Origin of the sequence: Hyalangium versicolor (assembly GCF_020103695.1) — a bacterium.
Classification (GTDB): Bacteria; Myxococcota; Myxococcia; order Myxococcales; family Myxococcaceae; genus Hyalangium; species Hyalangium versicolor.
In genome coordinates this window covers 63,957-90,634 of record NZ_JAHXBF010000021.1, presented here as the reverse complement: position 1 = coordinate 90,634, position 26,678 = coordinate 63,957, and the positions used below count along the sequence as shown (strand labels likewise).

The window sequence follows — 26,678 nt, the reverse complement described above, 5'->3', positions numbered from 1 at the left end:
CTCCCGGGCGGCCAGGCCTCGGGCGGTTGCCTTCGCCGGGGGCGTTGGATTCCTCTCAGCGGGACGGCGGCACACCTTTGCTCCGGACCGGGCCATCCAGGCCCCGAGCCCAGGAGCCCCACCATGCCGCTGCGCATCCATCACCTCAACTGCACGACGATGTGCCCTCCCGGCCGGCGGCTGATGGACGGAAGGAAGGGGGTGTCCGGGCCCGCGGCGCTGGTGTGCCACTGCCTGCTGGTGGAGACGGACCGCAGCCTGGTGCTCGTGGACACGGGCTTCGGGTTGAACGACGTGAGGGATCCGCGGCCCCGGCTGAGCCCGCTATTCCTGAACGCGCTGTGCCGGCCGCGGCTCCACGAGGGGATGACGGCCATCCGGCAGATCGAGCGGCTGGGCTTCAAGGCCTCGGACGTGACGGACATCCTGCTGACGCACCTGGACTTCGACCATGCGGGTGGGCTGGATGACTTCCCGGGAGCGAGGGTGCACCTGCTGGACGCGGAGTACCAGGCGGCGGTGGCGCAGACGACGGCGCTGGATCGGCGGCGGTTCCGGCCTCAGCAGTGGATGCATCAGACGAACTGGGTGACGTACCCCACGCCCAAGGGGGGCGAGCGCTGGTACGGCTTCGAGTGCGTGCGCGAGCTGTCAGGGTTGCCGCCGGAGTTGCTGTTCGTGCCGCTGCTGGGCCACACGCTGGGGCACGCGGGCATCGCGCTCAACGTAGGCGGGCGCTGGCTGCTGCACGCGGGCGATGCGTACTTCCACCATGGGGAGATGGATCCAGCGCGGCGGCGCTGCCCGCCGGGCCTGCGCTTCTACCAGACGCTGATGCAGAAGGACGCGCGCCTGAGGCACTACAACCAGGAGCGGCTGCGCGGGCTGGCGATGCGTCACCGTTCCGAGGTGACGATCTTCTGCGCCCATGACGCCATGGAGTTCGAGCAGATGGAGGAGCAGGAGAAGGTGCCCGCCGACTCGGCGCTGCGGATGATGCCCATCGTGCAGCCCGAGTCCACGCTGCGCATCTGAGCCTCCGTCCCGCTCAGTGGGGTACCGAGGTCGACCTTGGCTCGGCCTCGATGCCCGTCGGCGGCACCTGGGGCAGGTCCACTGTGAAGGTCGCTCCCTGATCCGGGATGCTCTCCACCCCAATGGTCCCCCCGTGCGCCTCCACCAATTGCCGGACGATGTAGAGCCCCAACCCGAACCCCGCATGCCTGCCCGCGGACTGCGCCCGCTCGAAGCGCTCGAAGATGCGCCGCTGCGCCTCCTGCGGGATGCCCACCCCGTAGTCCCTCACCGTCAGCCGCGCCCTGCCGTCCTTCTGCGCCAGGCTCACCTCCACAGGCTTGCCTCGCCCGAACTTCAACGCGTTCGACAGCAGGTTCGTCACCACCCGCTCCAACCGGAGCCGATCCCACACCCCTTCGATGTGCGGCTCCGCCTCGAAGGAGATGGAACACCCCGCCTCGGCCGCCTGCTCGCCATGGCGATCCACCACCTCGCGCACCACCTCCGTCAGGTCCACCCGCGATATCTCCAATGCCAGCTGCCCCGATGACAGCCGCGACAGATCCAACAGGTTGTGCAGCAACTGCCCCAGCCGCTGCGCATGCCGCAACGCCGCTCCCAGGCCTTCCCTCAGCCGCTGAGGCTCTTCCTTCGGCTCCATCCGCCGCAGCCGGCTCAGCAACAACTGCAGCGCGTTGAGCGGGTTGGCCAGGTCATGCGAGGCCACGCCGATCAGCTCCAGCGCCCGCTGCGCCTCCTGGAAGAGCCTCGCGTTGTCCAGCGCCAGCGCCGCCCGCCCCGCCAACTCCTCCATGAAGATCTGATCCGTCATCGTGAAGGGCCGCTCCCGCTGGCTGCACAGCAACATCAGCGCCCCGGACGTCTGCCCCCTCACGCACAGCGGCACCACCAGCGTCGACGTCAGCTCCATGCGCCGCAGCAGCCGCAGGTGCTCCTCATCCCGAGCCATGAGCTCCAACACCTCGTCCGTCACCTGCTCGACCCGCTCCGAGTGCCCCGTGCGCACCACCCGCGCGACACCCGTAGGCCCATCCAGCGCCGGGGTGTAGCGCTGGATCAGCTCCCACATCAGCCGCTCCTTCTCCCCCGAGGCGTGTGTCACCGCCTGCGGCAGCAGCCGCTCCCCCGAGGCCCTCATGAAGAGGACACAGCCGTCCGCCACCTCGGGCACCATCAGCCGCGCCAGCTCCGACACCGTCAGCTCCGGCTCCAGCAACAGGTTGAAGATGCGGCCCGCCTCCGCGAACAGCCGCTGGGTCCGCTCGGCACGCCGGCGCTCGGTGACGTCCCTCATCACCTTCGCGAAGCCCTTGAGCCGCCCGTTCTCGTCTCGCAGCGCCGTGTAGATGGCCTCGGCCCAGAAGCGGGTGCCGTCCTTGCGCACCCGCAGGCCCTCGGTGCGCAGCCTCCCGTTCCGCTCGGCGCGTGCCAGCTCCCGCTGAGGCTCTCCCTCCGCCACGGCCTCCGCTGTGTAGAAAATGGATTGGGGACGCCCCACCACCTCCTCCGCCTTCCAGCCCTTGATGCGCTCGGCTCCCGGGTTCCAACTCACCACCCGCCCCTGCGCATCCAGGAGATACACCGCGTAGTCCTGCACCCCCTCCACCAACAGTTGGAAGCGCTGCTCGACGTCCTTCGCCTTGCGTTGCAGCGGGCGAAGCTTGCGCACGAGCACCCACGCCAGGCTCATCATCCCCAGCAGCCCCAGCACGGACGTGATGAAGATGAGGAACAGCGCCTGCCGATCCTCGAGCACCTCTTCCTGAATGGTGCGCATCAGGCGCTCGTCGCTGAAGGCGGCCAGCTCATCGATCGCCCCGTCCACCTCCTCTTGCGCATGCCCCGCCTGGGCGCGCAGCTGTGCGTCCACCGCCTGACGGTTGGGGGAGCGCTGCGGAGCCCACAGCAACCGCCGCACGGTCTCCTCGTGCTCACGCTCGGCCAGCAGGAGCCGTTCCACCAGCAGCTCCCCACCCGCGCTCGTCACCCTCAGGCGCAGCCGCTCGGCGGTGGCCAGGAAGCGCTCACGGTCCGCCTCCATCTGTTCCTCGAACAACGGCTCGCGCGAGAGGGCATAACCCCGCTCACTGGCCACCTTGTCGATGAAGGCCCTGCGCAGCCTGTCCACCTCGATCAACTCCACCGCCAGCTCCCGGTGGTCTTTCTCATTGCCCAGGTGCACCGACCGCACGGCGAGCAGCGAGGTGACGAGGATGGCGATGGCCACTGCCCAGGAGGCCACCAGTCCCGCCCCGACGCGGCGTGCGAAGGTCCACGAACGCCCCATCCTCCCCCCTCGGCCCTTCCGCCCAGGGCAAGGGGGCCTCGGCTCAAGGTGCGACCACACGGCAGATGACAGAAGCTGAGCGCAAGGGCGGCAGGGTGTTCGAAACCAGTCCCTGTGAACCCAGAGGCCCTTCCCCGCGCCCGAGGACAATCCCAGCTTACCCCCGGGGAAGGTGACGGGCGCATGCGGCGAGGGGCAGCACTCGGCTGGGGACTGTGTGTCGTGGGCCTGTGGCTGGCCTCCTGCAACACCACCTTCACTTCCGGTGAGGAAATCCTGGGAGGGCTCCGCTCCTGGTGTCAGCCGATGACGTGCGCGTCGCAGGAGATGAACTGCGGCGTCGCCATCGACGGCTGCGGAGGCACGCTGCATTGCGGCGACTGCCCCGAGGGCGAGACGTGCGGAGGTGGAGGCACGCCCAACGTCTGCGCGGTGCCCGTGTGCCAGCCCGGCACCTGTGCCTCGCTGGGGAAGAACTGTGGCGCGGTCTCGGACGGATGCGACGGCATGCTCCAGTGCGGCTCCTGCACGGCCCCGGAGACTTGCGGCGGCGGAGGCATCCACAACGTGTGCGGACAACCCGTGTGCACGCCCACCACCTGTGCGGCGCTCGGGAAGAACTGCGGCACCGTGCAGGACGGGTGCGGCGGAACGCTGGAGTGTGGCGCCTGTCCCCAGGGTGAGTCCTGCGGAGGAGGCGGAGCTCCCAACATCTGCGGAACGGCGTTCTGCCAGCCGGCCACGTGTGCCTCGCTGGGGAAGAACTGCGGCATCGTCTCGGATGGGTGTGGCGGCACGCTCGAATGCGGGGACTGTCCGGAGGGACAGTCTTGCGGTGGAGGCGCGGTTCCCAATGTCTGTGGAGGGCTCGCGTGCACGCCGGGCACGTGTGCTTCGCTGGGGAAGAACTGCGGCATCATTTCGGATGGATGCGGCGGCACGCTCCAGTGCGGCGGGTGTCCGCAGGGAGAGTCCTGCGGCGGCGGTGGCACCGCGAACGTCTGCGGCGCGCGCACATGCCGCCCCTACAGTTGCGGACTGCTGGGGAAGAACTGCGGCGCCGTCTCGGACGGATGCGGGGGCACGATGGAGTGTGGCTCCTGCACAGCTCCGGAGACGTGCGGCGCCAGCGGCGTGTCCGGTGTCTGCTACACGGCCCAGCCCGTGTGTGTGGATCAACATCTGGGCAGCGAGCTGCCGGTGACGGTGAAGGGCACCACCGCGTTCGCCAACAATGATCACCAGGCCTCGTGTGGCGGAGACACCGCGCCGGACCGGGGCTTCCTGTGGACGGCGCCAAAGAGCGGCACGTTCACCTTCGACACGGCCCGCTCGGCCCTGCGCTCGCTGGTGGCGGTGCGGCGCGGCGGGTGTGGCGGAGAGGAGCTGGCATGCGCCTCCGAGGGAATCAGCTACGGAGGCGGAGCACGGGTCACGGTCTCGCTGCTGGCGGGGCAGACGGTGCTGGTGGTGGTGGACTCGACGAGCGAGGGCGACTTCGGCGCGGGCTACTTCGAGCTGCACATCGACGAGAAGCGCGAGAGCGAGGCCGGTGCGTGCTTCGACGGGCGAGACAATGACGGGGATCGCTGGGTGGACTGCGCGGATCCGGATTGCCAGGCCGAGCCCGGCTGTGGCGGGAGCGGATGCGGGAACCAGGATCTGGGCAGCGCGTTGCCCGTCACCGTCTTCGGAGAGACGGTGGACACGGGAGATGGCTTCCAGGGCACGTGTGGCATGCAGCTGCAGCAGGACCGCGCGCACCTGTGGACGGCGCCAAAGAGCGGCACGTTCGTCTTCGACACGGCGGGGAGCGGCTGGGGCAACGCGCTCTATGTCCTCACGGGGTGCCGCGGGACGGAGCTGGCCTGCGCGGTGGGCGAGGCGGGGGACCGGCAGGCCGCGGTGAAGCTGACGCTCTCGCAGGGACAGTCGGTGCTGGTGGTGGTGGACGGCATGTCCAACGACGACTCGGAGGACCCCATCCGCTACACGCTCCACATCAACGAATACGTCCCGAATGAGTCAGGCCGCTGCCAGGATGGAGCGGACAACGACGCGGATGGCCGGGCGGATCAACAGGACTCCGACTGCCGCTGAGCGACAGCGCTCCTGGAATCACGGCACTCTCACCCGCCGTCGCGTCCCAGCGAATCCAGCACCGTGCGAGCTTCGGCGTCCTCCCGCTTGTGCTCCTCCACCCGCGGCACCTCCTCCCAGCGCAACCACCCCTGTGCCGCCGCATGCCGGGCCGCCGTCACCGTGTCGTCCACCGCTACCAGCTCACTGCCCGCGGCTCGCACGTCCGCCGCGATGCGCACCAGCTCCTCCGCCCGCCGCGCCCGTGAAGCCACGTTGCGGATGTACACACACTGGATCCGCCCCGGGTACTCGCGGACGATCGTCCGGTAGTGCTCCGCGTCCTCCTGCCCACTGTCCCCAATCAGGATGAACGGCAGGTGCTCGAACGTCTCCAGCACTCCGCGGATCTTCTCCAGCTTGTGGCTGTGCCCACCCCCCGGCGCGAACCCCTGCCGCGACAGCCCCCAGTCCCTCAGCAGCAATGGCCCCGCCGGAATCCGGTGTAGCGCCAGGAACTCGTCCAGGTGCTCGTACAGGTTCCACGGGCTGCTCGAGACGTAGAAGATCGGATTGTCCGCCTGCCCGCTCCGCCCATCCCTCAGCGCCGCGTAGAACGCATCCACGCCCTCGAACGGCAGCCGCGTGCGGTGCTCCGTCAGGAACAGCGCCCACGCCCGCTTCAGCGGGTTCGTCACCCCCGTGGCGATCACCGTGTCGTCAATGTCGCTGATGACCCCCAGCTCCACGCCCGGACCCGCCAGCAGCACCGGCGCCGAGACGATGGCCACCCCCTCGGGCTCGGGCTCCAGCAACTCCAGCTCCACCATGTTCCACCCCGGCACCACCCCCGGCGGAGGCTCCACCCACAACACCAGGAAGCCCTCCTCGTCCGTCGTGCCCTCCCACCGCTTGTCGCCCCAGTGCACCGCCACCTTCGCGCCCGGAATCTCCCGCGTCGCGTAGCGCTTGTACGAGGCAATCGCACTACCCACCAACGTGTGCCGCTGGTGCGAGGGCTTCACCTGCATGTCCTCCAGCACCCGCGCCTGCACCAGCGCCCGCTCCGGCGTCCCGTAACCCCGGTACGGCAGGATGCGCATCGGCCGCGCCATTCCCAGCCGCCGCCTCACCCGGCGGCTCCACCGGTCCCAGGCCGCATCGGCCTTCACGGCGATCTCGAAGAACTCAGACTTCAGCGCGGGCATGGGCGGACACGGCCTCCAGGAAGCCCTCCTTTATACAGGTCCAGGCCTTCCCACTCCGGATCACTTGTACCGGCAGAAGCCCACCGCACTTCCCGGGGAACCGCACTCCCAGTCGTCCAGCACTGCTTCCTTTAGTGTCAAGTTTTTCATAAACTGAACGGTTGTGGATACCGTGAACCGGCAACGCGCGACCCCCCCCGCGCACCCCAGCCCCCCTCTCTCCGCGGATCCCTGGACGAGCCCTCCCCGGGAATCGCCCTCGGCTCGCGCGGAGGTACAAGGTCCTACCCTGGCCTGGAATGAAAAGGAGCGGTTGGAAGCACTGCGCAGCTATGCGGTGCTCGACACTCCCCCCGAGCCCTCCTTCGACGACATCACCCAACTGGCAGCGCAGCTGTGCGGCACCCCCATCGCCCTCATCTCCCTCGTGGACGAGACGCGCGTGTGGTTCAAGTCCCGCACCGGTCTGGACGCCCAGGAGTCGCCTCGAGACGGCTTCTTCTGCGGACGCGCCATCCACCGGCCCGAGCTGTACATCGTCCCCGACACGCTGCTCGACGACGCGCTCGCCCGCCACCCGTTCGTCACCCGCGCTCCCTACATCCGCTTCTACGCGGGCGCGCCCCTCGTGGCCCCCAATGGCATCGTGCTCGGCATGGTGTGCGTGGCTGACCACGTGCCCCGCCAGCTGTCCATCCAGCAGGCCCGCGGCCTGGAGGCCCTCGCCCGGCAGGTGGTGGGCCAGCTCGAATTGCGGCGGATGAACCTGGAGCAGACGCGCCTCATCGAGGAGCTGCGCTCCAGCGCCGAGCGCTTCTCCGTCATCCAGCACGCCACCAATGACATCGTCTGGGACTGGGACCTGGTGGCCGGCCGCGTCACCTGGAACGAGCGCGTCCAGGACGTGCTCGGCTATCCCCAGCCCGAGGTGCGCGAGGACTCCTCGTGGTGGTACTCGCTGGTGCACCCGGATGACGGCGAGCGCGTAGCCCAGGGCTTCCGCCTCGCCGTCCACGGGGGCAAGTCGCACTGGTCGGACGAGTACCGCCTGCGCCGCGCCAACGGCACCTACGCGCGCGTGCTGGATCGCGGCTCCATCCTCCGCAACGCCGCCGGGGCGCCGGTGCGCATCCTCGGCACGGTAATGGACATGAGCGAGCGCGAGGAGATGCGCTCGCGGCTGGCCCAGGCCGACCGCATGGCCTCGGTGGGCACGCTGGCGGCCGGCGTGGCCCATGAAATCAACAACCCGCTGGCCTATGTCATCGCCAACGTGGACTTCGCGCGCCAGGAGCTCGAAGCGGCCACGGCGGCGGGCAAGTCTCCGGAGGCCACGGAGCTGCCACGCGCGCTCCGCGAGGCCCGCGAGGGCGCCGAGCGGGTGCGGCTCATCGTCCGCGATCTGAAGACGTTCTCACGCCCGGACGACGCGCGCATGGACCGGGTGGATGTGCGGCTGGCCATCGACTCGGCGGTGACGCTGGCGTGGAATGAGATTCGCCACCGGGCCCGCCTGGTGAAGGCGTACCAGGCCGTGCCCAAGGTGTGGGCCAACGAGGCGCGCCTGGGGCAGGTGTTCCTCAACCTCCTCATCAACGCGGCGCACGCCATCCCCGAGGGCGCCGCGGACCGGAACGAGATCCGCGTCAGCACGCGGGTGAACGAGCAGGGCCGCGTGGTCATCGAGGTGCAGGACACGGGCGCCGGCATCCCCGAGGAGATCCGCGCGCGCGTGTTCGAGCCCTTCTTCACCACCAAGCCCATGGGCGAGGGCACGGGGCTGGGGCTGTCCATCTGCCACGGCATCGTCACCAGCCTGGGTGGAGAGCTGCAGTTCGACACCGAGGTCGCCCGGGGCACGACGTTCCGCGTGGTGCTTGCGCCGCACGTGGCCGAGGGCGAGACGGCTCGCGGCTCGCGCGTGGTGGAGACGGGCAAGCGCCGGGGCCGCGTCCTCGCGGTGGACGACGAGCAGTTGGTGCTCAACGCGATGAAGCGCACGCTGAGCTCGGAGCACGACGTCACCGTCTTCACCCGTCCCCAGGCGGCGCTCGAGTGGCTCGCGCAGGGCCACACCTGCGACGTCATCCTGTGCGACTTGATGATGCCAGAGATGACGGGCATGGAGTTCCACACCGAGCTGAGCCGCCGCAGCCCCGAGCAGGCCTCGCGCATCATCTTCGTCACCGGTGGAGCGTTCACCCCCGGAGCGCGCGAGTTCCTGAGCCGGATCGGCAACCTCCGGGTGGAGAAGCCCTTCGAGGCCAAGGCGCTGCGCCAGTTGGTGAACGCGCAGCTCCAGGGCCGGTGAAGGCGGGCGCGGGGCTCACTCCCTGCGCCCCAGCGTCCGGTCCAGGTTGTACGCGGCGCTGATCAGCGACAGGTGCGTGAGCGCCTGTGGGAAGTTGCCCAGCGCTTCGCCGGACATGCCCGTCTGCTCCGCGTACAGCCCCACATGGTTGGCGTAGCCCAGCATCCGCTCGAAGGTGAGCCGCGCCTCCTCCAGGTACCGTGGCGCCGCCACGCTGGCGCGCGTCATCGCCTCCACCAGCCAGAAGCTGCAGAGGTTGAACGTCCCCTCCTTCCCGGAGATGCCATCCAGCGTCGCGTCCGCGTCGTAGCGGAACACCAGCCCGTCCGACACCAGCCCGCCCTTGCCTGGCGGCTGGCGCATCGCCTCCAGCGTGGACAGCATCCGCGGATCCACCGGTGAGAGGAAGAAGACCAGCGGCATCAGCAGGTTGGCCGCATCCAGCGACTCGTGGCCGTAGGCCTGGATGAACGCCTTGCGCTCCCCGCTCCAGCCCTTCTGCATGATGTCCTCGAAGATGGCGTCGCGCACCGCCAACCACCGCGCCCGGTCCGCCGGGAAGCTGCGCTTGTCCGCCAGCCGGATGGCCCGGTCCACCGCCACCCAGCACATCAGTTTCGAGTACACGAAGTGCCGCCGTCCCCCGCGCACCTCCCAGATGCCCTCGTCCCGCTCCTTCCAGTGGTCGCACACCCAGTCCACCAACCGCCGCAGGTGCCTCCAGAAGTCGTAGCTGATGGGCGCGCCGTACTTGTTGTACAGGTACACCGAGTCCATCAGCTCTCCATAGATGTCCAGCTGGAGCTGATCCGCCGCCGCGTTGCCGACGCGCACCGGCTGCGCGCCTCCGTAGCCGCTCAGGTGCTTCAACTCCTCCTCGGGCGGCACGCGGCGGCCGTCGATGGAGTACATGAGTGACAGCGGCGCGTCCTCCGGCAGCTCCGCGCAGCGCGCCTCCAACCACCGCATGAAGGCGCCCGCCTCCTCCTTGAAGCCGATGCGCAGGAACGCGTACACGGTGAAGGCCGCGTCTCGCAGCCACACGTAGCGGTAGTCCCAGTTGCGCACGCCTCCGGGGGACTCGGGCAGGCTGCACGTGGGCGCCGCGACGATGGCCCCCGTGGGCTTGAAGGTCAGCAGCTTCAGCGCCAGCGCCGAGCGCTGCACCATCTCCCGCCACCGCCCCGTGTACGTGCACTTCGACAGCCAGCGGCGCCAGTAGTTCACCGTCTCCCGGAAGAGCACCTCGGAGGACTCGTGGCTGTGCACCGTGTCCGAGCACGTCTCCGGCGCGCCCTCGCGCACCGCGAACACCGCCGACTGGCCCTCGTTCAGCTCGAAGCGCGCCCTCACGCCCCGAGCCTCCTCCCCCAGCTTCACCTTCGTGGACAGCGTCAGGCTCAGTTGCTCCGAGCGGAAGCTCGCCCCACCCGGGATCAGCTTCGTGGTGTGAGTGTCTCGCCCGTAGTTGAACGCCGGGAAGCACTCCATCCGGAACGCCATCGTCCCGCGCACCACCCGCACCCGGCGCAGCACCTCACGTGCATGCTCGTGCCCGTGCTCGTGCTCGCCGCGCAGGGGCATGAAGTCGATCACCTCGCCCACGCCGTCCGGCGTGTAGAAGCGCGTCACCAGCACGTTCGTGTCCGGCCAGTAGAACTGCTTGCGCACCACCCCGTCCGGCTCGGGAGCGATGCGGAAGTGTCCTCCCTTCTCGGGATCCAACAGCGCAGCGAAGACACTCGGGCTGTCGAAGTGCGGGAAGCACAGCCAGTCCATCGTCCCGTCCGAGCCCACCAGCGCCACCGTGCGCAAGTCCCCGATGACGCCGTGCTCCTCAATGGGGACCGAGCCTCCCGAGGGCCAGCCATCCCTCTGGCCCGACCCTCCCGCTGGTGTCCCGACGAGGCTGTCTCCCGGTTCGTTGTTCCCTCCACTCACGATACGAGCTCCCTCACCCGAAGGTGATGACGTGCTTGATGCCACCCAGCTTGCCAGACACCACCTGCTGGAACTCCTCGGGCGAATGGCGCGCGGTGATGATGCGCTCCAGCCGGCCCGGCCAGCGCGTGCGGAAGCGCTCCAAGTCCTCCAGCGCCGCGTCGAAGTCCATGTCCGCCGCGTTCACCGTGCCCAGCACCACCTGGTTCTGCAACACCATCTGCTTGAGCAGCGCAGCGCCGTCCAGCTCCAGCGGCTCCTTGCGCCCCGGTACTCCGGTGAAGACGAACATCCCGTTGGGGCCCAGCACCCGCAGCACATCGAACGCGGCCTTGGACGCCCCCGCCGCCTCGTACACCACGTCCACCGGGCCCGCGCGCTTGCCCAACTCTTCCACCGATACCTCCTTCGAGGACAGGTACGGAGCCCCGAGCGCCTCGGCCACCTCCGCCTTCGGGTTGGGCTTGGGCGAGCGCGAGTACACCGTCGTGCCATACCCCGCGCGCAGCAGCACCATGGCCCCCAGCAACCCCACCGGCCCCGAGCCCAGCACCACCGCCTTGCCCGGCTTCTGCTCCCACGGCAGCCGCTCCTTCAGGTGCTCCACCTCGCGCAGCGCCTTCTCCGCGATGGTGAGCGGCTCGGTGAGCACCGCCACCTGCCTCAGCGCGGAGGGAACCTTGTGCAGGTACGTCACCTCCTCCACGAAGAACTGCGCGCAGAAACCGTGCGCCTTCACGATGCCGCGCTCCGTGTAGTCACCCGTGATGCAGAAGTCCGGATAGCCATGCCGACAAGCCGGACACCGCTCGTGCGGGCACGGCCGCCGCACCCGAGGCACCACCAGGTCTCCCGGCTTCAGCCCCTGCACCTGCGCACCCACCTCCACCACCTCGCCCAGCGCCTCGTGGCCGACGATGAGGTAGTCCTCGCCCTCCGGCGGCGTGCCATAGCGGAAGTCGACGATCTCCTTGTCCGTACCGCACACGCCCACCTCCAGCGTGCGCACGCGCACCTGCGTGGGCGAGCGCAGCTTGGGCTCGGGGGCATCCTCCAGGACTCGCACCTCACGGGACTTCGGGAAGACGGCGACTGCCTTCATTCGGACCTCCGGTGCGGTGCTGCCCCGCGAGCGGCCGGGCGCTACGGGCCTCTGGCCTAGATGCCCTGTGAGCCCGAGGGATGCAGCGCCTGGCTGCCGCAAGGGCCCATGGGTGAACACTCAGGCGCGGCCGGGTGCCTGGCGGTGCCCACTTGCGGATTCCTGGTGCCGCCGTGAGCCCTCGGGTCTATGACTGGGCCGTGACCGCACCCGCTCCCCAGGAGCCCCTCTCGAACGAGGAAGCCCCTCCCTCTCGTGGACGGGCGTCCACCATCGGCGCCGTGGCCTTCGTGCTGCTGGCCGCCCCGTTCCTCGTCTTCAGCCTGATGATGTTCAACCTCAAGGCCCGCGTGGAGCTGCAGTGCGCGCCGCTTGGCCCGTGCAAGCTCGTCCACATCAGCTGGCTGGGCCGCGAACAGGTGGACTCCTTCACGGTGCCGGAGATCCAGGGCGTCACCATCGAGCACAACCGCAGCAGCAAGTCGGACGACGCCACGCTCTACAAGCCCGTGCTCAAGACGACGCGCGGCGACTTCCCCCTCAGCACCCACTGGCTGAATGAGGAGGCCGATGCCCAGCGCACCGCGCAGACGGTGAACCGCTTCCGCGCCAATCCGCTCATCACCCGGGGCCGGAGCTTCATGCTCTTCCACGATCACCGCCGGGGGCCGCTCATCGTGGGCAGCTCCTTCGGGGCGGTGGGAGTCATCCTGCTCGGGTTTAGCGCGTGGCTCGCCTTCAAGGCCCGGCGCCACTTCCGCGCCGAGCGCGTGGCCCGAGCCGCTCCTCCCACGGCCTGAGCGGCTCACCGGTCCGAGTCCGCGCCGCACCCGGACCGGTGCTCCTCACAGCGGGTGATCAGTGCCCGCCGATCCCCCCGAGGGGCGTGGCCACCTTGCCCAGGTTGATCGCCGTCCTCCAGGAGATCTCCAGGAAGGCAATGATCCAGTCCTCTCCGCCAGGTTTGACGTCTCCCGGAGGATCATCACCGATGTCCACGCGGCAGTTCTCCGTCGTCTTGCTGCAGTCGACGGTCCCCCCGTCCGTGCCACCGTCCGCCCGGGGGGGAACCCCCGCGTCCTCGCCGTCGAACTGCACCGGGGACGCGCCGAAGGTGGACGGAGGCAGCAGGTTCACCGTGGGCGGTGGCACCCCGTAGCACGTGATGTCCAGGGGCGCGGTGTACACGGTGACCGGGGTGCCAGTGGAGACGAGCCGGATGAGCGTTGAGTCCAGCGTGGCCGTGTACCCCGTCCACAGGAACGTGAAGCTCTGACGGGGGACGTCCACTCCCGCCACGGCGTAGCCCCCCGCGCGGGGGTAGACCACCACGACGATGTGCGTCGAAGGCGAGAAGGTCGGCAGATCACCCGTGGACGGAATGTACTGCAGCGTGGGAGCAGCGGGCGTCCGCGGGTACTCCGTGGAGCACGTCTCCGTCGTCAGCACAGGGGTGTACCGCTCGGACGCCATCGCCTTGTATCCCGCCAACGCCAGCCCCATCAGTGCGGGGAAGAGCAACGCCAGTCTCATGATGTCCCTCCTTAAGATGTGAACTTCCGGTGCAGTGACAGCCTCACTCGAACACGAGCACGGAACGCACCCAGCTCCCGGGCTCCCGGCCCAACCACTCCATGCGCACGTCCCGGAGCGCCACCGCGGCGCTCTGCCCGCCGCGAATGCGCTCCTGGACCGCGAGAAAGAAAGGCCCCGCCTCCGCGTCGGGGATGTCCACCGTGGCCGCCAGCACCGTGCGCGCTCCGGCCTCGATGAAGGCCGTGGGCAGGCTGAAGGGCTCGTGGACCTGGATGCCCGTGTGCGCGGCCCGGCACGCCGCGAGCGTGACGAGCGGGCGCCCCTCCAGCCGGTGCGCGCGGACCTCGCCCGCCGTGAGCGCGTACCGGCCGCTCGCGTCCGGAGACAGCACCAGCAGTGAGGCATCCGAGAGCGTCGGGTTGATCAGCCCATGGGCGTGAATTTCGATCTCCGTCGCCCGGCTCATCGCCTCGAGCACCCGGCTCGGAGTGGCGGACGCACCGGAGAGGAGCGTGGCCCTCGTGCCCGCCGGCTCCCAGGCGCCCAGGCGCGGCAGCTCCAGCGAGGAGGGTGGTTCCACGTCCTTCACCACCAGGTGCAGGGGCGGCATCGCGGCAGCGGGGGTTTGTGCACCGGGCAGGACGAGGTAGCGCCAGGCAATGTCATCCGGCAGCAGCTCTGCTCGCCCGTGGAGCGGAGGACGCGCCAACACGCTCACCTGCTCACAGGCGCGCAGCGGCGCCGCGAGCGCCTCGGGGATGACACTCCGCGCATCACTCCCCAACGGCTCGTGGCGGCCCGCGTCGTAGTGCGCCTCCATGCGCCCGTCCGGACCGAGCGCGAGGGCCAGCGTGCGCTCACGATCCAGCGCCACCGCCAGCAAGCAGCGCGTGGGCAGTTCGCTCCCCACTTCCTCGCCAAAGAGCGCCAGGGCCTTGGACCATTCGCCGGCCTTGCCTGCCGCGAACAGGAGTGAGGCGTAGCTGTAGGCCCGGGCCTCGCGCCCATCGACATTGGCGCGCGGCAGCCGATCCGCCTCGGCGATGGCACGCCGGAGCAGCTCCTCGCCTCGGGACCGATCCTGCTCGATGAGGTAGCGGCCCTCCACGTGGGACAGGAGTGCGAGCTGCCCTGGTTCGAGCCGGCTCGCGCGGCGATAGCCCTGCAACCGTTCCTGCACCTGGCGATCCTGCGTGGGCTCGGGACGCAGGCGCGCGAGCTCCGCTAGCGTCATCGCCTCCGAGAGCAACGGGAGCCTGTCGCACGTGAGCGCATCGCGAATGGCACTGCGCGCCTCATCCAGCCGCAGCTCCTCCAGGAGGGACAGGGCCTCATTGGCTCGGACGAACTGGCGCACGGCACAGACCTTCGGGTTGCGCGCGAGCGCCTCGCCGAGCATCGCCCGCGCCAGCGCGCCCTGTCCCTGGAGGCGGGCGAGCTGTCCCAGGTGCTGGAAGGTGTCCGACACCCAGAAGCCGCCTCGGCGGTACAAGGTACGAAGCTCCTTCGCGCTGCGGACGGCCTCGGGCAGCAGCCAGAGCCGCCGGTAGAGCGTGCTCAGCCGCTCCATCAACACGCCGCAGCGGTAGGCCAGGGTGCTGCCCGTGCACTGGCTCGTGGCGGCCAGGAGGATCTGCTCGGCCTGGAACAGCTCCCCGCGCCCGATGGCCTCCTTGGCCCGCTCGTTCGCGGCGATGAGCTGGAACCAGGGATCCTTCGTCTGCTCGGCCAGGCGCGCGTAGCCCTCCACGTCCTTGGCCACTTCTGGGGTGAGCAAGAGCGTGCCCATGAGGATGTCGAGCTCTCCCGCGGCCCGCAGCTGCTGGAGGTACGCGGCCAGTCCCCCGGGGACATCCTTGCCCTGGAAGACATACAAGTAGAGCGCGGCCAGCGGAGCCCGGCGCTGGAAGTCCCGTGCCTCGGCCCAGCGGAGCGCATCCCTCAGCGCGCTGCCTCCGAAGTGCGCATCGAGCGTCTCGGCCACCGGCCACAGCGCCTTGAGCCGCTGTCCGTCCGGCGCGGCGCGGATCGCATCGTAGAGGTAGAGACGGTAGAGATCAGGCCGCTCCCGGAGCTGCTCTGCGGAGACGGTGCCCTGGCCTTTCACCAGCGCTTCCCCGGCCGCTTTCGCAGCCTCCCAGCCCTGCTGTTCACCCTGGAGGTACGCTCTCTGGGCCTGGGCTCGGGTGCGAGCCTCGTCCGACCAGCCCGGCTCGGCCTGCGCCACCACCGCCTCGAAGGACTCGGCCGCCAGCGCGCTCAACCCCAGCTCGTGCAACGCCAGCCCCCGGTTCCACAGTGCCTGAGAGGAACCCGGCCGCTGCTGGAAAGCCTTATCCAACAGCTCCAGCGCCCGGGCCGCGTCTCCCTTCGCGAGGGCCAGCACGGCTCGATCGTTGAGCACCTCGGGCGAATCCCCCGCGCGCTCCAGATAGGAGGCCGCGAGCTCCGGCGCGCCCCTCATCAGATACGCACTGGCCACTCCGCGCAGATCTCCCTGGGCCTCCAGACGCGCCAGCACCTCCAGCGACGGAGCCGCGGCAGACGTCGCCTCGCCTCGCGCCACGGCGTGGTAGGGACGATAGCGATCCGCCCCCGGGTGACTTAGCCGAGCTTCGAGGGTGCGCGTGGGCCCCGCGGAGAGAAACGAGGCCTCATCCGCACTCGAGGCCTGCCGCCTGTTCCGCACCGCGAAGAAGGCCGCTCCACTCAGGCCCACTGTCAGCAGTCCCACAGCCAGAAGCCGCACGCTTCCGTCAGTCCGCATGGCCTTCAACTCAGGCTCCCCCGACGTTTGCCCGGCGCTCCCATGTCCTCTCAACGGAAGCGAGCCGGAATCTTCCCGGCCTCACGCTACCCTGGATGAGCGAGCAGGCAGGCGAGCCCCCTCAGCAGGCAAGCAATCGAGCAGTGCGTGGGGAGACTGCCTACCTTTGCGCCAATGTTCCGAGCCTTGCTGGCCCGATGGAAGAGTTCCCTGCGCCTGTTCCAACCGGCGCAAGTCAATGCGCAGCGCGCGAAGATCTCCGTGGCGGAGCTGGGGCACAGCTACGCCAACAAGGTGGTGGCGCTGAAGAACGTGAACCTCAACATCCGCTCGGGCGAGTTCGTCTGCCTGCTCGGGCCGTCGGGGTGTGGCAAGTCCACGTTGCTGTATGCGCTGGCGGGCCATGTGACGCCGACGGGCGGCACGGTGGCCATCGACGGCAAGTCCATTCGCGGGCCAGGGCCGGATCGGCTTCTCATGTTCCAAGAAGCCGCGCTCTTCCCGTGGATGACGGTGCTGGGCAACCTCAAGTTCGCCCTGGCCGCCCGAGGCGTTCCCCGCGCCGACCGTGAGCCGCGCGCCCGCGAGTTCATCCGCCGCGTGCACCTGTCCGGCTTCGAGAACTCGCTGCCCCACCAGCTGTCCGGTGGAATGAAGATGCGCGCGAGCCTGGCGCGGGCGTTGGCGGTGGACTCGGCGGTGCTGCTCATGGACGAGCCCTTCGGCTCGCTGGACTCACAGACGCGCGTGCACATGCAGGAGCTGTTGCAGTCCATCTGGCTGCGCACCTCGAAGACGGTGGTGTTCGTCACCCACGACGTGCACGAGGCGTTGATGCTGGGCACCCGCGTGGTGGTGATGGCGCCCCGGCCTGGCCGCATCGTGAAGGACCTGGAGATCCACCTTCCCATGCCGCGCTCGGCGGAGGACGCGCGGCTGGACGAGATGGCGCGCTACCTGCGGATGCTGATGCGGCGGGTGGAGGGCCCCGAGGGCACGCTGCCGCCTCCTCGTTCGAGCTCCCAGGAAGAAGCGGACCTGCGTCACTGAAAGAGGTGCGGAGATGAAGAGGTGGGCGCAGAAGCTGGGCGTGATGGTGCTGCTCCTGGCGACGTGGGAGCTGGTGGCGCGGAGTGGCCTCTGGTCTCCGCACCTGTTCCCCGGGCCGAGCACGGTGGCCAAGAGCCTCTATGCCATGATGGCCGACGGGCGGCTGGGCTCGGCGGCGCTGCGCTCGCTGGGGCGGCTGGGGCGCGCGTACCTCATCTCGGTGGGCATCGGCGTGCCGCTGGGGCTGGCCAACGCGCGGCTCTCCTTCTTCCGCAACGCGGTGAAGCCGGTGGTGATGGGACTGCAGGCGCTGCCCTCCATCTGCTGGCTGCCGCTGGCGCTGCTGTGGTTCGGCCTGACGGACACCGCCATCCTCTTCGTGGTGGTGATGGGCAGCGTGCTCTCCATCGCGATTGCCACCGAGGACGGCGTGAATGGAATTGATCCGCAGCTCATCCGCGTGGCCCACACGCTGGGGGTGCGCGGGCCGCGCTTCTCGTTCGGAGTGCTCATCCCCGCGGCGCTGCCGGGCATCGTCACCGGTCTGAAGCTGGGCTGGAGCTTCGCGTGGCGCGCGTTGCTGGCCGGAGAGCTGCTCTTCGTGTCCGGGGGCCTCGGCCAGCTGCTCACCCTGGGTCGCGAGCTGATGGACGTGCCGCAGGTGATGGCGGTGATGGTGGCCATCATCGTCATCGGCATCCTCGTGGACCGCGTCTTCTTCCAGACGGTGGAGACGCGGGTGCGGCGGCGCTGGGGCCTGCTGCCCTCCATGTAAGGTGGAGGACGTCCCGTCCGCCGAGCGTGTGCTGGCGGACGGCCCACTCCGGCGCGCGTTGCCGTTCGAGCCGAGCCTCCCCATTACCGCGCGATGGACACGCTTCGCTCTTGGTCTTTCCTCGGGCTCTTCCTGGGGCTCGCCGTCACCATCACCGGTTGCAAGAAGTCGGGAGGCGACGCGGATCCCAACGCTCCACTCCGCCTGGGCTTCTTCCCCAACATCACCCACGCGCAGGCCCTCGTAGGCCACGTCGAGGGCGCCTTCGCCGCGGAGCCGGGCCTCGGCAAGCTGGAGGTGAAGCAGTTCAACGCCGGCCCCGCCGCCATGGAGGCGCTCGTCGGAGGCTCGCTGGACGTCTCCTATGTGGGCACGGGGCCCGCCATCAACACGTACCTCAAGGCCGGCCGGGAATTGCGCATCATCGCCGGAGCGGTGAACGGCGGCGCGGTGCTGGTGACGCGCACGGCGAAGTCCGCCGCCGAGCTGAAGGGGAAGAAGGTCGCCAGCCCTCAAATCGGCAATACGCAGGACATCGCCCTGCGGCACTGGCTCAAGCAGCAGGGCCTCACCGCGGCCAGCGAGCCCGGCAGCGAGGTGCAGGTGGTTCCCATGAGCAACCCGGACATCCTCGGCCAGTACCTGCAGGGCGCCATCGAGGGCGCCTGGGTCCCCGAGCCGTGGGGAGCCCGCATGGTGGCCGAGGGGGGCGGCCAGGTGCTGGTGGACGAGAGAGACCTCTGGCCGCAGCGCCGCTTCCCCACCACTGTCATCGTCACGACGAAGAAGGCCCTGGAGACGCGCCGGCCGCAGCTGGCCGCGCTACTGCGCGTACACGTGCGGCTGACCGAGCGCTGGCACTCGGATCCGGGCGGCTTCGCCACCACCGTGAACAACGCCTTCGGCAAGCTCACCAGCAAGCCGCTGGCGGCTCCCGTGCTCAAGGAAGCCTTCTCCCGCCTCGAGCCGAGCCTCGATCCGGAGTCGGCCGCGCTGACCCAGGCAGCCCAGCACGCCAAGGAGCTGGGCTACCTTTCCTCGGATGACATCTCGGGGCTGGTGGACCTGAGCCTGCTCAACGAGGTGCGCGCGACCGCGCGGTGAAGCGAGCCCAGGCAGGCCCGCTCACTGGGACTCGGCCACCTCCCCTGCCAGGGACAGGGCGACGTTGCGCGTCTCATCCACCGTGTACGAGGCGATGACGTCCTGGCCGGGCTTGGGCTGCTTGTTGATGCGCAGCTCGCTCAGGTCCAACGGCACCACCACGCCCTCGCGCTCCACGAAGAGCGTGCGGCCCTTCACCTCGAGGACACGGCCCGAGAGCAGTTGGGCATTACCCTCGCTCCGCCGCTCCATCCGCTGCTTGTGGGCGTCCATTCCCAGAGGGCCGTAGTTGACCTCATCGATGGCGCCTCCTCGGCCTCCGACGTCGGCTGGCCCATCGGAATCCATCTTGCCATCTCGGGACCTGGCATCCGCGGCCAGGGGGGCGAGCATCAACCCGAGGGCAGGCAGCCAGAGGACTGCGCGACGCACTGGATTGGGGATGATGAGCTTCATGGGGTGGACTCCGGCGTTGAGGGTGCGATGACCCGTCCACCATTCAAGCTAGGGATAGGCCCGATCCCCTTGGTGCCCCCCTGTGCTCCCCGCAGGCTGGAGGAGCCGCCAGACTAGCCGTCGCTGCGCGGCGTGGTCGACTCGCACAGGTGCTCGAGGAACTCGGGCAGCAGCGTGGAGGAGATGATCCAGATGAGCCCCTCGCCCAGGTCCGCCAGCACGGCGCGCTCGGCGTACATGACGCTCTTGGTCTCCACGTAGTGCACGAAGACGCGGCGGTTGCGCTCGCGGTACCAATCCGCCGCGCGAGTGAGCAGCGCCAGCATGCCGTCCTGCACGTCGGCCTGGGCGTCGTCCTCCACCAGCGGGACGATGCGGATGCCGTCCAACACGTGGAACAGGTTGAGGCCGGGGTTGGCCGTCTCGACGATGCCGATGGCCACCGGCTTGCCGTGGACGCGGGCGACGAAGGCCTCGCGCTCGCGAGACAGCTTTGCCCGGTCCCACATCGCCTTGGTGGCGGTGAGCGTGAAGCGCTCGGGCACCAGGTCCAACGCCTCGCGGTACGCCACGGGCTTGGTCGCCTCGAGCCGCTTGAAGAGCAGGCCCAGCTCCTCGGCGGTGGGCTCGGCCACCTCGACGCCCTCGGGCAGGGGCGCCCACTCGCGATCCGTCTCGCCCTCCATGAGCTGGAAGGGGATGAGCGCCGACTGGCCGGTGTGCTCGTACCACTGCGCGAAGTCGAACTTCGTGAAGCGCGTCCAGCGCACGTGCGCCTCGGCGTACGCGAAGAACCACTTCACCTCGGGATCCAACTGCGTGGGCTCGTAGGCGCGCAGGTAGATGTCGCGCAGGGCCTCGCGGGCCGAGGCGCGCTTGTTATTGACCCCAGGAGGCTGCTGCCGTGCCAACTGGTGCGCCAGCCAGCTGCCCGCGTACGGCTTCACCACGGAGAGCGTGGCCTCCACGCCACCCTCCATGGGCCGCACCACGCGCAGGCCCAGGCGCTGCTGGCCCTGGAGCTTGTTCTGCGTCTCGTGGAACTCGCGCTTGAAGGCCTCGAACTTCGTCGGATCCTTGCCGGACAACCGGAAGTAGCCCGACTTCTCGAACAGGTCCCACACCCCGCCGTTCCAGTCACCGGCCACGCGGGTGCGCGGGTGCATCTGCTCCTCCACCAGCGCGCGCCAGGCCAGCCCCTCTTCGGCGTTCAGCGGGCTGAGCCACATGCCGCAGCGGTGGCCCTTGGAGGTGCTGGAGACGTTGCGAACCTCGCCGAACAGCTTCACCGGCGCGCGGCCCGGCATCTCCACCTCGAGCACCGGCACCCGCATGCCCGGGTAGAGCAGGTCGTCGCCCAACTCCGTGGTGAAGGACAGGCCCTCGTAGGACACGTCCAGCATCTTCCGGTGCACGCGGACCTGCGGCCACAGCGGATGATCGAAGGAGATCTCGCACTCGGTGGTGGTGGGAGCGCGCCGCAGCCAGCGGTGGCGGAAGCGCGTCATCTCCTGCGGCAGCGGCATCATCCACAGGCCGCCGTCGTACCAGGTCTTGTCCCCACGGAAGTACAGCACCGAGCTGTAGCCGAAGGCCTCCATGGAGAAGGGCATCAGCGGCAGCTCGCTCTCGGCCTTCCAGCCGATCACGCCCTCATACTTGTCGAAGTGCGCCGCGCGCACCTCCACGCGAGTGCCGTCCTCCGCGCGGGCCACGCCGCGGGTGGTGCGGGCCGCCAGCGCCTCGCAGATGCGCAGGATGCGATCCTGGCTGCGGATGGTCTCCTTCCACACCGGGCGCCCCTCGGGCGTCACCAGGTGGCCGCTCTCGCGCAGGGCCTCCAGCGCGGAGACAATCTTGCGGCCCGCCTCCAGCGGCGGAGCCACGAAGCGCAGGCGCAGCTCCGGCGGCATTTGCGGGCCACCCGCGGAGATCTCCGCCACCTCGGCCTGCAGCGACGTCATCCACCGCTCGCCCAGACCCAGCACGACGTTGGCGGGCTGACCGGGGCGCAATTCCGCGCACGAAGCCAGGTGGAGCGTGAGGTGCTCGAGCGACAGTTGCACCAGCCGGCCCTGCGAGTCGTGCGCGTCGCCGAAGGACGCCACCGCGGACAGGTCCGTTCCCATCCGGTAGCCCAGGATCGCCTCGCGGGTCGACATCCGGTTATCCGACTGCATGGGCGCTCCGTGGCACAAAAACTGCTTTACGTGAATAGCAGAACAATTTCATACCACGGTCCTGCTGGACTTCCCCAAGGGAAATTTCCTGCTCAGAGGGTGAACAGCACTTCCCTGGGGCGCATCTGTCCTCCGCAGGAGGCATGGATACAGAGCATTCTGCGGTGTGTCATTCTGGAAAGACAGCCGGTGCCACGAGGCGATAGGCGTGCTTGTAGAGTCCACAATCGATCTTCCTCGCTTCCGGCCTGCGACTCGGAAACCCCGGCATTCCGAGCAAGCTGAATCTTCCCGGAATTCTGGTTCACTTCCAGGGAAAAAGCCATGCCCTTGGGTCTACGGGTTTCCCGTAGAAACAGACATTTTCGATCAGAGGCAGCGTAGCTCGAGGACGAGGGTGGAGTCTTCGAGGCCTCCATCGGCGCCGGAGCCTCCTACCAGGTAGGTCTCAGTGCCCGTTCCACCCACGAGGGTATGACCGTGCCGTGGGGGGAGCGGGGTGGCAGGGGTGAAGTGCTCGGCGGCGGGATCAAACCAGGCGGAGGGGACGCCGGTGGAGTCCTCGACGTAGACCCAGCCGTTGCCGAGGCGGGCGGCCCGAGGCGAGGGACGGGGCGTGTCCATGGGAAGCAATTCGCGCGCGCGGACGACGCCTCCGGATTGTTCGAGGAGGAAGACGCGGGCGGAGGGCACGAGCGCGGCGCCCACCTGCTCGCGGCCGCCGATCACCAGCGCGCGGTTTCCGGACAGGGAGACCACGGCGGGGCCTTCGAGGGCGGTGGGGAGGCCGGGCCCGACGCCGAGGGTGCCGGTGGGGCCGATCAGGTCCGTGCGGGAGGTGGAGCCGGATCCGGGGCAGCCACCGGCCAGGAGGAAGGAGTTCCCGAGGGGTGCGCCGCCCGCGGGGCATGCCAGGGACAGGCGGCCGAGCACCTCCTGGTCGCCGGTGGCGGGACGGACACGGACGGCGAGGTTTCGCTGCTCGGTGGTCCCTTCTTGGGAAGCGATCATCCTTCCGCCGGCCAGGAGCGCGTCCGAGCCGAGTCGGCCTGTGGCGACGGCTCGGGCGGTGAGTGCGGGCGAGAAGGGGGTCTGGGAGGTTCCTCCATCCAGGGTGAGCCACTCGAGGCTGGGCTCGGGCACATCGTTCAGACGCACGCCGCCCAGCAGCGCCACGCCTCCGTCCTCGAGGGCCACGGCACTGGCCTCGGCGCGCCCCACGGTGAGGGCCTTGGAGGAGATGCGGGTGGATTCGGGGAAGTAGATATCAAGCGCCGCGCTGGGGCGTCCCTGGGAGTCCCGGCCGCCAGCGATGATGAGCGTGTCAGCCAGAGGACCGGAGCTGGGAACGAGTGCGGCGGGCTGGGATCGCCGCGAGAAGCCTTGGCGCACCACGGGAACGCCAACCATGCGGCCTGGACAGGAGCAGACGCCACTGGCGCAGGTGAGGCCTCCGGACAGGCAGCTCCGGGTCTCACAGTCGGGGTCCGCGCAGTCGCGCAGGCCGTCACCATCGTCATCCAGGCCGTTGTCACAGACTTCCATGGCCGTGCCGGCATCCGGAGGCGGCGGGATGGGAGGCAGCGTCAGGGTGAGGTTCGCGCCGCTCTTCTCGGTGAGGGTGGCTTCGCCGGAGGCGGTGGAGCGCACCACACCCGCGAGCTCGGCGGTAGCGCGGACGGTGAGGCGGGTGCCAGCGGGAGTGGCGGGGCCGGACTCGAAGTTGAAGGTGGCGGGCAGGTGCAGGTCCGCGCCTTCGAGCGTGGCGAGGCCCAGCGGCGTGGTGGAGCCTGCCTGGAGCGCGACGACGGAGAGCCGATCAAAATCCGAGCCCGGCACCAGGGTTCCCTCGACGACGACATGGACGCCGCCGGGAGTGGACTGACAGGCGAGCAGGGACCAGAGGGCGAGGAGCAGCGGGAGCAGGCGCGAGGGAGTGCTCACGGGCGCGCGATCAGGCCATTCGGGATTCACCCGGGAGACTCTACCTCCCGAGTGACGGCTCCCGTCCATCCGGGGGCAGGGGCTCAGCGGACTGAGCGGCGAGCGTGGCGGAAGAGCTGGGTGAGGGAGAAGTCGAGCACGGCCTGCCGGCTCTGCACCAGGTGGCGGGCGCGCAGGAAGGGCAGCCATGCCTTGTCGCCCACGATGACGGCGGCCTCGGCCTGCTTGCGGCGAGGCACCCAGGTGCCGCCCAGCGTGTGCACCATCACCATGCCCAGATAGGCGCCCAGAGAATCAATGAGCAGTTCCCTCTCGGCCTCGGGCAACTGGTGGCCCCAACCTCGCCACCACAGGAAGTAGTCAATCTGTGGCAAGGATTCGGGAGAGCCCTTCATCACTGAGGGCACCTCCGTGTGCAGCAGGGCAGCCAACTGTTCGGCGTACTGGTGCTCGTAGAGGCGGATAGCCTCGGGCACATCCGGCACATCGGTCTTCGGTGCCTGGTGGGCCGGGAGCCATTCGGAGGGCTGTGGCGGGTGATACTGGTTGAGCCGCTCGACGTCCCAATGCTTCTTGTGCAGACCCGAGCGCTGCAAGGTGAGGGTGAGCAAGTCGGCGATGTCGGAGTCGAAGCGCGGCTCGACGGGGACGAAGGCCAGGCTGCGGTGGCGCAGGGTGGCTAGGGTGTCTTCCAGCTTCAGCTCGGGGCGCAGGTGGACCAGGGCACGAGCCTGAGCGAGGCGAGCCTCCTCCGAGGCGAAGTCGACGGGAGTGGGGCGGGTGAGCCAGAGCACTGCGCCACCGGGCAGTTCCTCCAGGAGAAAGGCGGGCGTGGAGAGCATTCGCTCGCGACCGATGCTCTCCACCATGCGCGGCCCGTACAGGTTGAGCCAGTGCACACGGTCGATTTCCTGGGGGAGCAGTTCGCGCATCTGCTCGTCAGTCATGTCCATCACGGCATCCGTGATGCTGTGGGCGAAGCCGTAGGTCACCGGGAAGCGAGAGGCGAAGACGCGGGCGAGATTCAACAGGTGCTGAGCGCGTTCCTCTCCCTTGTCCGGCTCGCTGAAGACCATGAAGGGATTGACCCGGAGAATGACAGAAGAGCGGACATTCTCATGGCCTTCGAAGAAGCCAAGTGAGTACCAAGTCTCAGAGAAGCGATCGCACAGCAGATGAATCGAGGTGCTCTTCTGAAAGGTGGCCTCGTGGAGGCGCTCACGCAACTTCTGGCGCGAGTACTTCAGTTTCCGCCGGTTGAGGGACATCCTCCTGGGCCGGAAATCTTCCCCCGTGGCCTCGATGATCTCGAGCATCTCCTCCAGCCCCTCGAAGCCCCGGTCCATGGCATTGCATGGGAAGTCGATCTCGAACTTGAGGGCATCCTCTCTGTTCCACTCGTCAGGGTGCATGGTGGAAATGGATCTCAACCCCCTTTTCCTTCGCGGCTTGGAGCATCGAGTCCCTGAGGTTCTTTACGTCTGGGACAAGTGATTCATCATACACAAGGTGCACGCGCGAGACGCTGACACGGCGCTCGAAGAGGGGATGTCCTGGCCGACGCACCTCCACCTCTCCACCGTACTTCGCCAGCGCCTCCCGCGCATCGGTCCCCACCTGTTCTCCAGCCTCACCCTCACTCATCCTCCTGAAGTCCCGCTGCTTGGTACTGACAGTCTCCACGCGAGGCGCTTTGCCCTCCAGCGTCGTCCCGTCCACCGCCAGGTCGTCGGCGTAGGTCACCGAGGCTTGGCCCTTGTGTTTCAACCCCACGTTCGATTCGGTGAGCGGTTGCTTCATCCCCCTCAGCACTCGCCTTTCCGCTGGTGGCAGCCTCACTTCCGCTCTCAGCAGCGCGGACACCTTGGCCTGGAACTCCATCGCCCGCCGGAACCGCGCCCGAAACACCCGGTAGCTCGGCCAGCTCAGCGGCGGCTTCACTCCCGCCTCCACACCGGCCGGGGACGTCAGCTCCGCGTAGCGCAGCTCCCAATACGACACGTACTCGCGCCACAGCCCCTCCTCCACCTCCGCTCCCGCCAGCGGACGCTCCAACGAGGGCCTCAACTTCTCCAGCTCCTTCACCGCCGCAGGCTGCCGCGCGCCCACCTCTTGCGCCTCGGCCTCCACCAGCCGCGCCTCCATCGCGGATACTTCCCCCTTCAGCCCCAGCCTTCCTGACTCCAACGCGAGCCGCTGCGCTCCCACCCCCGCTGCTCGCACCTCTCCCGCTCCCAACTCCCGGGCCTGAACGGTGGGCGTCTCCACAAGCACCCGAGGCCCTCCCGCAGCTGCTCGCCCCTCCGCCGTGGCCGCCTTACCCACCGCTGACTGCAACATCCCCTCGGCCAGCATCACGTTGACCACCGCCATCACCACCGTGGTCTCCAGCCCCTTGCTGCGCGCCCTCTTCTCGAAGGCCTCGGCCAGCACCTGCCTCAACCTCCGGTTACCCGGCCCTTCCGCGGGGCCCAGCAACTCGTCGATGAAGCGCCACTTCGGCACGCAATCCGGCAGCTCCACCGCCGCGCACCTCAGCGAGTACACCTGCTCGGCCACATGCTCTCCCGTGGCCTGCGCCTGCCTCTCCAGGTTGCCGAACAGCTCCTTCGCCTCTTCGTGCCCCGGCACACCCTCCCGGAGTGACAGCTCGTACACGTGCTCCAGATGCTCCGGGCGGCGCACCAGCAACACATCCGTTCCGGGCAGGAATCCACCCTTCTTTGCCAGGTACTGGGAGAACTCGAACGCTGGGGGATGGGCTTCCCTCGGCGGCAGCGGGGCTTCCTCATCGCAAGTGCCCGCAAGGCAGGCCAACGCCAGGATCAGCAATGGAGCGCGCAGGTTCATGCGCCCTCCATGCTGCGCTCAGCCCCCTCCTCACGGAAGGATGCCCCAGG

Annotated in this window: 18 protein-coding genes; 7 read left to right on the top strand and 11 right to left on the bottom strand. The window is 69.0% G+C overall.

What is annotated here, in order from left to right; genetic code table 11:
- Nucleotides 1–129: 129 nt before the first annotated feature.
- Nucleotides 130–1,035 carry an MBL fold metallo-hydrolase gene (locus KY501_RS36760; protein ID WP_444881615.1) on the top strand — a complete coding sequence of 302 codons (906 nt, stop codon included), beginning with the start codon at nt 130–132 and terminating at the stop codon, nt 1,033–1,035.
- A gap of 13 nt (nt 1,036–1,048) precedes the next feature.
- Here KY501_RS36760 and KY501_RS36755 read toward each other — a convergent pair whose 3' ends face one another.
- Entirely contained in the window at nt 1,049–3,325 is a 2,277-nt protein-coding gene (locus tag KY501_RS36755; protein ID WP_224368541.1) for a sensor histidine kinase, read from the bottom strand.
- Between the two features lie 183 nt (nt 3,326–3,508).
- Here KY501_RS36755 and KY501_RS36750 point away from each other — a divergent pair, with 183 nt between their 5' ends.
- On the top strand, nt 3,509–5,425 hold the full coding sequence (locus KY501_RS36750; protein ID WP_224368540.1) for a tryptophan synthase alpha chain: 1,917 nt from the start codon (nt 3,509–3,511) through the stop codon (nt 5,423–5,425).
- 29 nt (nt 5,426–5,454) lie between these two features.
- Here KY501_RS36750 and KY501_RS36745 read toward each other — a convergent pair whose 3' ends face one another.
- Nucleotides 5,455–6,612, bottom strand: a complete 1,158-nt coding sequence (locus KY501_RS36745; protein ID WP_224368539.1) for an App1 family protein phosphatidate phosphatase — start codon at nt 6,610–6,612, stop codon at nt 5,455–5,457.
- A 313-nt stretch (nt 6,613–6,925) separates the two neighbouring features.
- On the opposite strand from KY501_RS36745, the gene KY501_RS36740 reads away from it, so the two are divergent.
- Nucleotides 6,926–8,923 carry an ATP-binding protein gene (locus KY501_RS36740; protein WP_224368538.1) on the top strand — a complete coding sequence of 666 codons (1,998 nt, stop codon included), beginning with the start codon at nt 6,926–6,928 and terminating at the stop codon, nt 8,921–8,923.
- A 15-nt stretch (nt 8,924–8,938) separates the two neighbouring features.
- Here the strand turns inward: KY501_RS36740 and KY501_RS36735 are convergent, their stop codons facing one another.
- Together KY501_RS36735 and KY501_RS36730 are read right to left on the bottom strand one after the other, a co-directional pair.
- Nucleotides 8,939–10,864: a glycoside hydrolase family 15 protein gene (locus KY501_RS36735; RefSeq protein ID WP_224368537.1), complete on the bottom strand. Its 1,926-nt coding sequence runs from the start codon at nt 10,862–10,864 to the stop codon at nt 8,939–8,941.
- Between the two features lie 13 nt (nt 10,865–10,877).
- Complete coding sequence (locus KY501_RS36730; protein ID WP_224368536.1) at nt 10,878–11,966, bottom strand: glucose 1-dehydrogenase; 1,089 nt, start codon at nt 11,964–11,966, stop codon at nt 10,878–10,880.
- Nucleotides 11,967–12,139: 173 nt separating this feature from the next.
- On the opposite strand from KY501_RS36730, the gene KY501_RS36725 reads away from it, so the two are divergent.
- Nucleotides 12,140–12,766, top strand: coding sequence for a hypothetical protein (locus KY501_RS36725; RefSeq protein WP_224368535.1), 627 nt, complete (start codon nt 12,140–12,142; stop codon nt 12,764–12,766).
- A 58-nt stretch (nt 12,767–12,824) separates the two neighbouring features.
- On the opposite strand, the gene KY501_RS36720 is transcribed toward KY501_RS36725, so the two are convergent.
- Nucleotides 12,825–13,499 carry a hypothetical protein gene (locus KY501_RS36720; RefSeq protein ID WP_224368534.1) on the bottom strand — a complete coding sequence of 225 codons (675 nt, stop codon included), beginning with the start codon at nt 13,497–13,499 and terminating at the stop codon, nt 12,825–12,827.
- 43 nt (nt 13,500–13,542) lie between these two features.
- Entirely contained in the window at nt 13,543–16,269 is a 2,727-nt protein-coding gene (locus KY501_RS36715; protein ID WP_224368533.1) for a CHAT domain-containing protein, read from the bottom strand.
- Nucleotides 16,270–16,443: 174 nt separating this feature from the next.
- On the opposite strand from KY501_RS36715, the gene KY501_RS36710 reads away from it, so the two are divergent.
- From KY501_RS36710 to KY501_RS36700, 3 genes are all read left to right on the top strand, one after another.
- Entirely contained in the window at nt 16,444–17,319 is an 876-nt protein-coding gene (locus tag KY501_RS36710) for an ABC transporter ATP-binding protein (RefSeq protein ID WP_309243029.1), read from the top strand.
- A 13-nt stretch (nt 17,320–17,332) separates the two neighbouring features.
- Nucleotides 17,333–18,094, top strand: coding sequence for an ABC transporter permease (locus KY501_RS36705; RefSeq protein WP_224368531.1), 762 nt, complete (start codon nt 17,333–17,335; stop codon nt 18,092–18,094).
- A gap of 93 nt (nt 18,095–18,187) precedes the next feature.
- On the top strand, nt 18,188–19,198 hold the full coding sequence (locus KY501_RS36700) for an ABC transporter substrate-binding protein (protein WP_224368530.1): 1,011 nt from the start codon (nt 18,188–18,190) through the stop codon (nt 19,196–19,198).
- 21 nt (nt 19,199–19,219) lie between these two features.
- On the opposite strand, the gene KY501_RS36695 is transcribed toward KY501_RS36700, so the two are convergent.
- The 5 genes from KY501_RS36695 to KY501_RS36675 all read right to left on the bottom strand — a co-directional run bounded on the left by KY501_RS36695 (nt 19,220) and on the right by KY501_RS36675 (nt 26,628).
- Nucleotides 19,220–19,654 carry a hypothetical protein gene (locus tag KY501_RS36695; protein ID WP_224368529.1) on the bottom strand — a complete coding sequence of 145 codons (435 nt, stop codon included), beginning with the start codon at nt 19,652–19,654 and terminating at the stop codon, nt 19,220–19,222.
- Nucleotides 19,655–19,767: 113 nt separating this feature from the next.
- On the bottom strand, nt 19,768–21,816 hold the full coding sequence (locus KY501_RS36690) for a PilZ domain-containing protein (protein ID WP_224368528.1): 2,049 nt from the start codon (nt 21,814–21,816) through the stop codon (nt 19,768–19,770).
- Between the two features lie 387 nt (nt 21,817–22,203).
- Entirely contained in the window at nt 22,204–23,808 is a 1,605-nt protein-coding gene (locus KY501_RS36685; RefSeq protein ID WP_224368527.1) for a Kelch repeat-containing protein, read from the bottom strand.
- Between the two features lie 53 nt (nt 23,809–23,861).
- On the bottom strand, nt 23,862–25,190 hold the full coding sequence (locus tag KY501_RS36680) for a hypothetical protein (RefSeq protein ID WP_224368526.1): 1,329 nt from the start codon (nt 25,188–25,190) through the stop codon (nt 23,862–23,864).
- Nucleotides 25,180–26,628: a hypothetical protein gene (locus tag KY501_RS36675; protein WP_224368525.1), complete on the bottom strand. Its 1,449-nt coding sequence runs from the start codon at nt 26,626–26,628 to the stop codon at nt 25,180–25,182. The genes KY501_RS36680 and KY501_RS36675 overlap by 11 nt, the downstream gene beginning before the upstream one ends.
- Nucleotides 26,629–26,678: the final 50 nt, after the last annotated feature.

Coding starts and splice junctions, on each gene's coding strand:
- KY501_RS36755 (WP_224368541.1), bottom strand. CDS start 3,325: ATGGGGCGTTCGTGGACCTTCGCACGCCGCGTCGGGGCGGGACTGGTG.
- KY501_RS36750 (WP_224368540.1), top strand. CDS start 3,509: ATGCGGCGAGGGGCAGCACTCGGCTGGGGACTGTGTGTCGTGGGCCTG.
- KY501_RS36745 (WP_224368539.1), bottom strand. CDS start 6,612: ATGCCCGCGCTGAAGTCTGAGTTCTTCGAGATCGCCGTGAAGGCCGAT.
- KY501_RS36730 (WP_224368536.1), bottom strand. CDS start 11,966: ATGAAGGCAGTCGCCGTCTTCCCGAAGTCCCGTGAGGTGCGAGTCCTG.
- KY501_RS36720 (WP_224368534.1), bottom strand. CDS start 13,499: ATGAGACTGGCGTTGCTCTTCCCCGCACTGATGGGGCTGGCGTTGGCG.
- KY501_RS36715 (WP_224368533.1), bottom strand. CDS start 16,269: ATGCGGACTGACGGAAGCGTGCGGCTTCTGGCTGTGGGACTGCTGACA.
- KY501_RS36710 (WP_309243029.1), top strand. CDS start 16,444: ATGTTCCGAGCCTTGCTGGCCCGATGGAAGAGTTCCCTGCGCCTGTTC.
- KY501_RS36705 (WP_224368531.1), top strand. CDS start 17,333: ATGAAGAGGTGGGCGCAGAAGCTGGGCGTGATGGTGCTGCTCCTGGCG.
- KY501_RS36700 (WP_224368530.1), top strand. CDS start 18,188: ATGGACACGCTTCGCTCTTGGTCTTTCCTCGGGCTCTTCCTGGGGCTC.
- KY501_RS36695 (WP_224368529.1), bottom strand. CDS start 19,654: ATGAAGCTCATCATCCCCAATCCAGTGCGTCGCGCAGTCCTCTGGCTG.
- KY501_RS36690 (WP_224368528.1), bottom strand. CDS start 21,816: ATGTCGACCCGCGAGGCGATCCTGGGCTACCGGATGGGAACGGACCTG.
- KY501_RS36680 (WP_224368526.1), bottom strand. CDS start 25,190: ATGCACCCTGACGAGTGGAACAGAGAGGATGCCCTCAAGTTCGAGATC.
- KY501_RS36675 (WP_224368525.1), bottom strand. CDS start 26,628: ATGAACCTGCGCGCTCCATTGCTGATCCTGGCGTTGGCCTGCCTTGCG.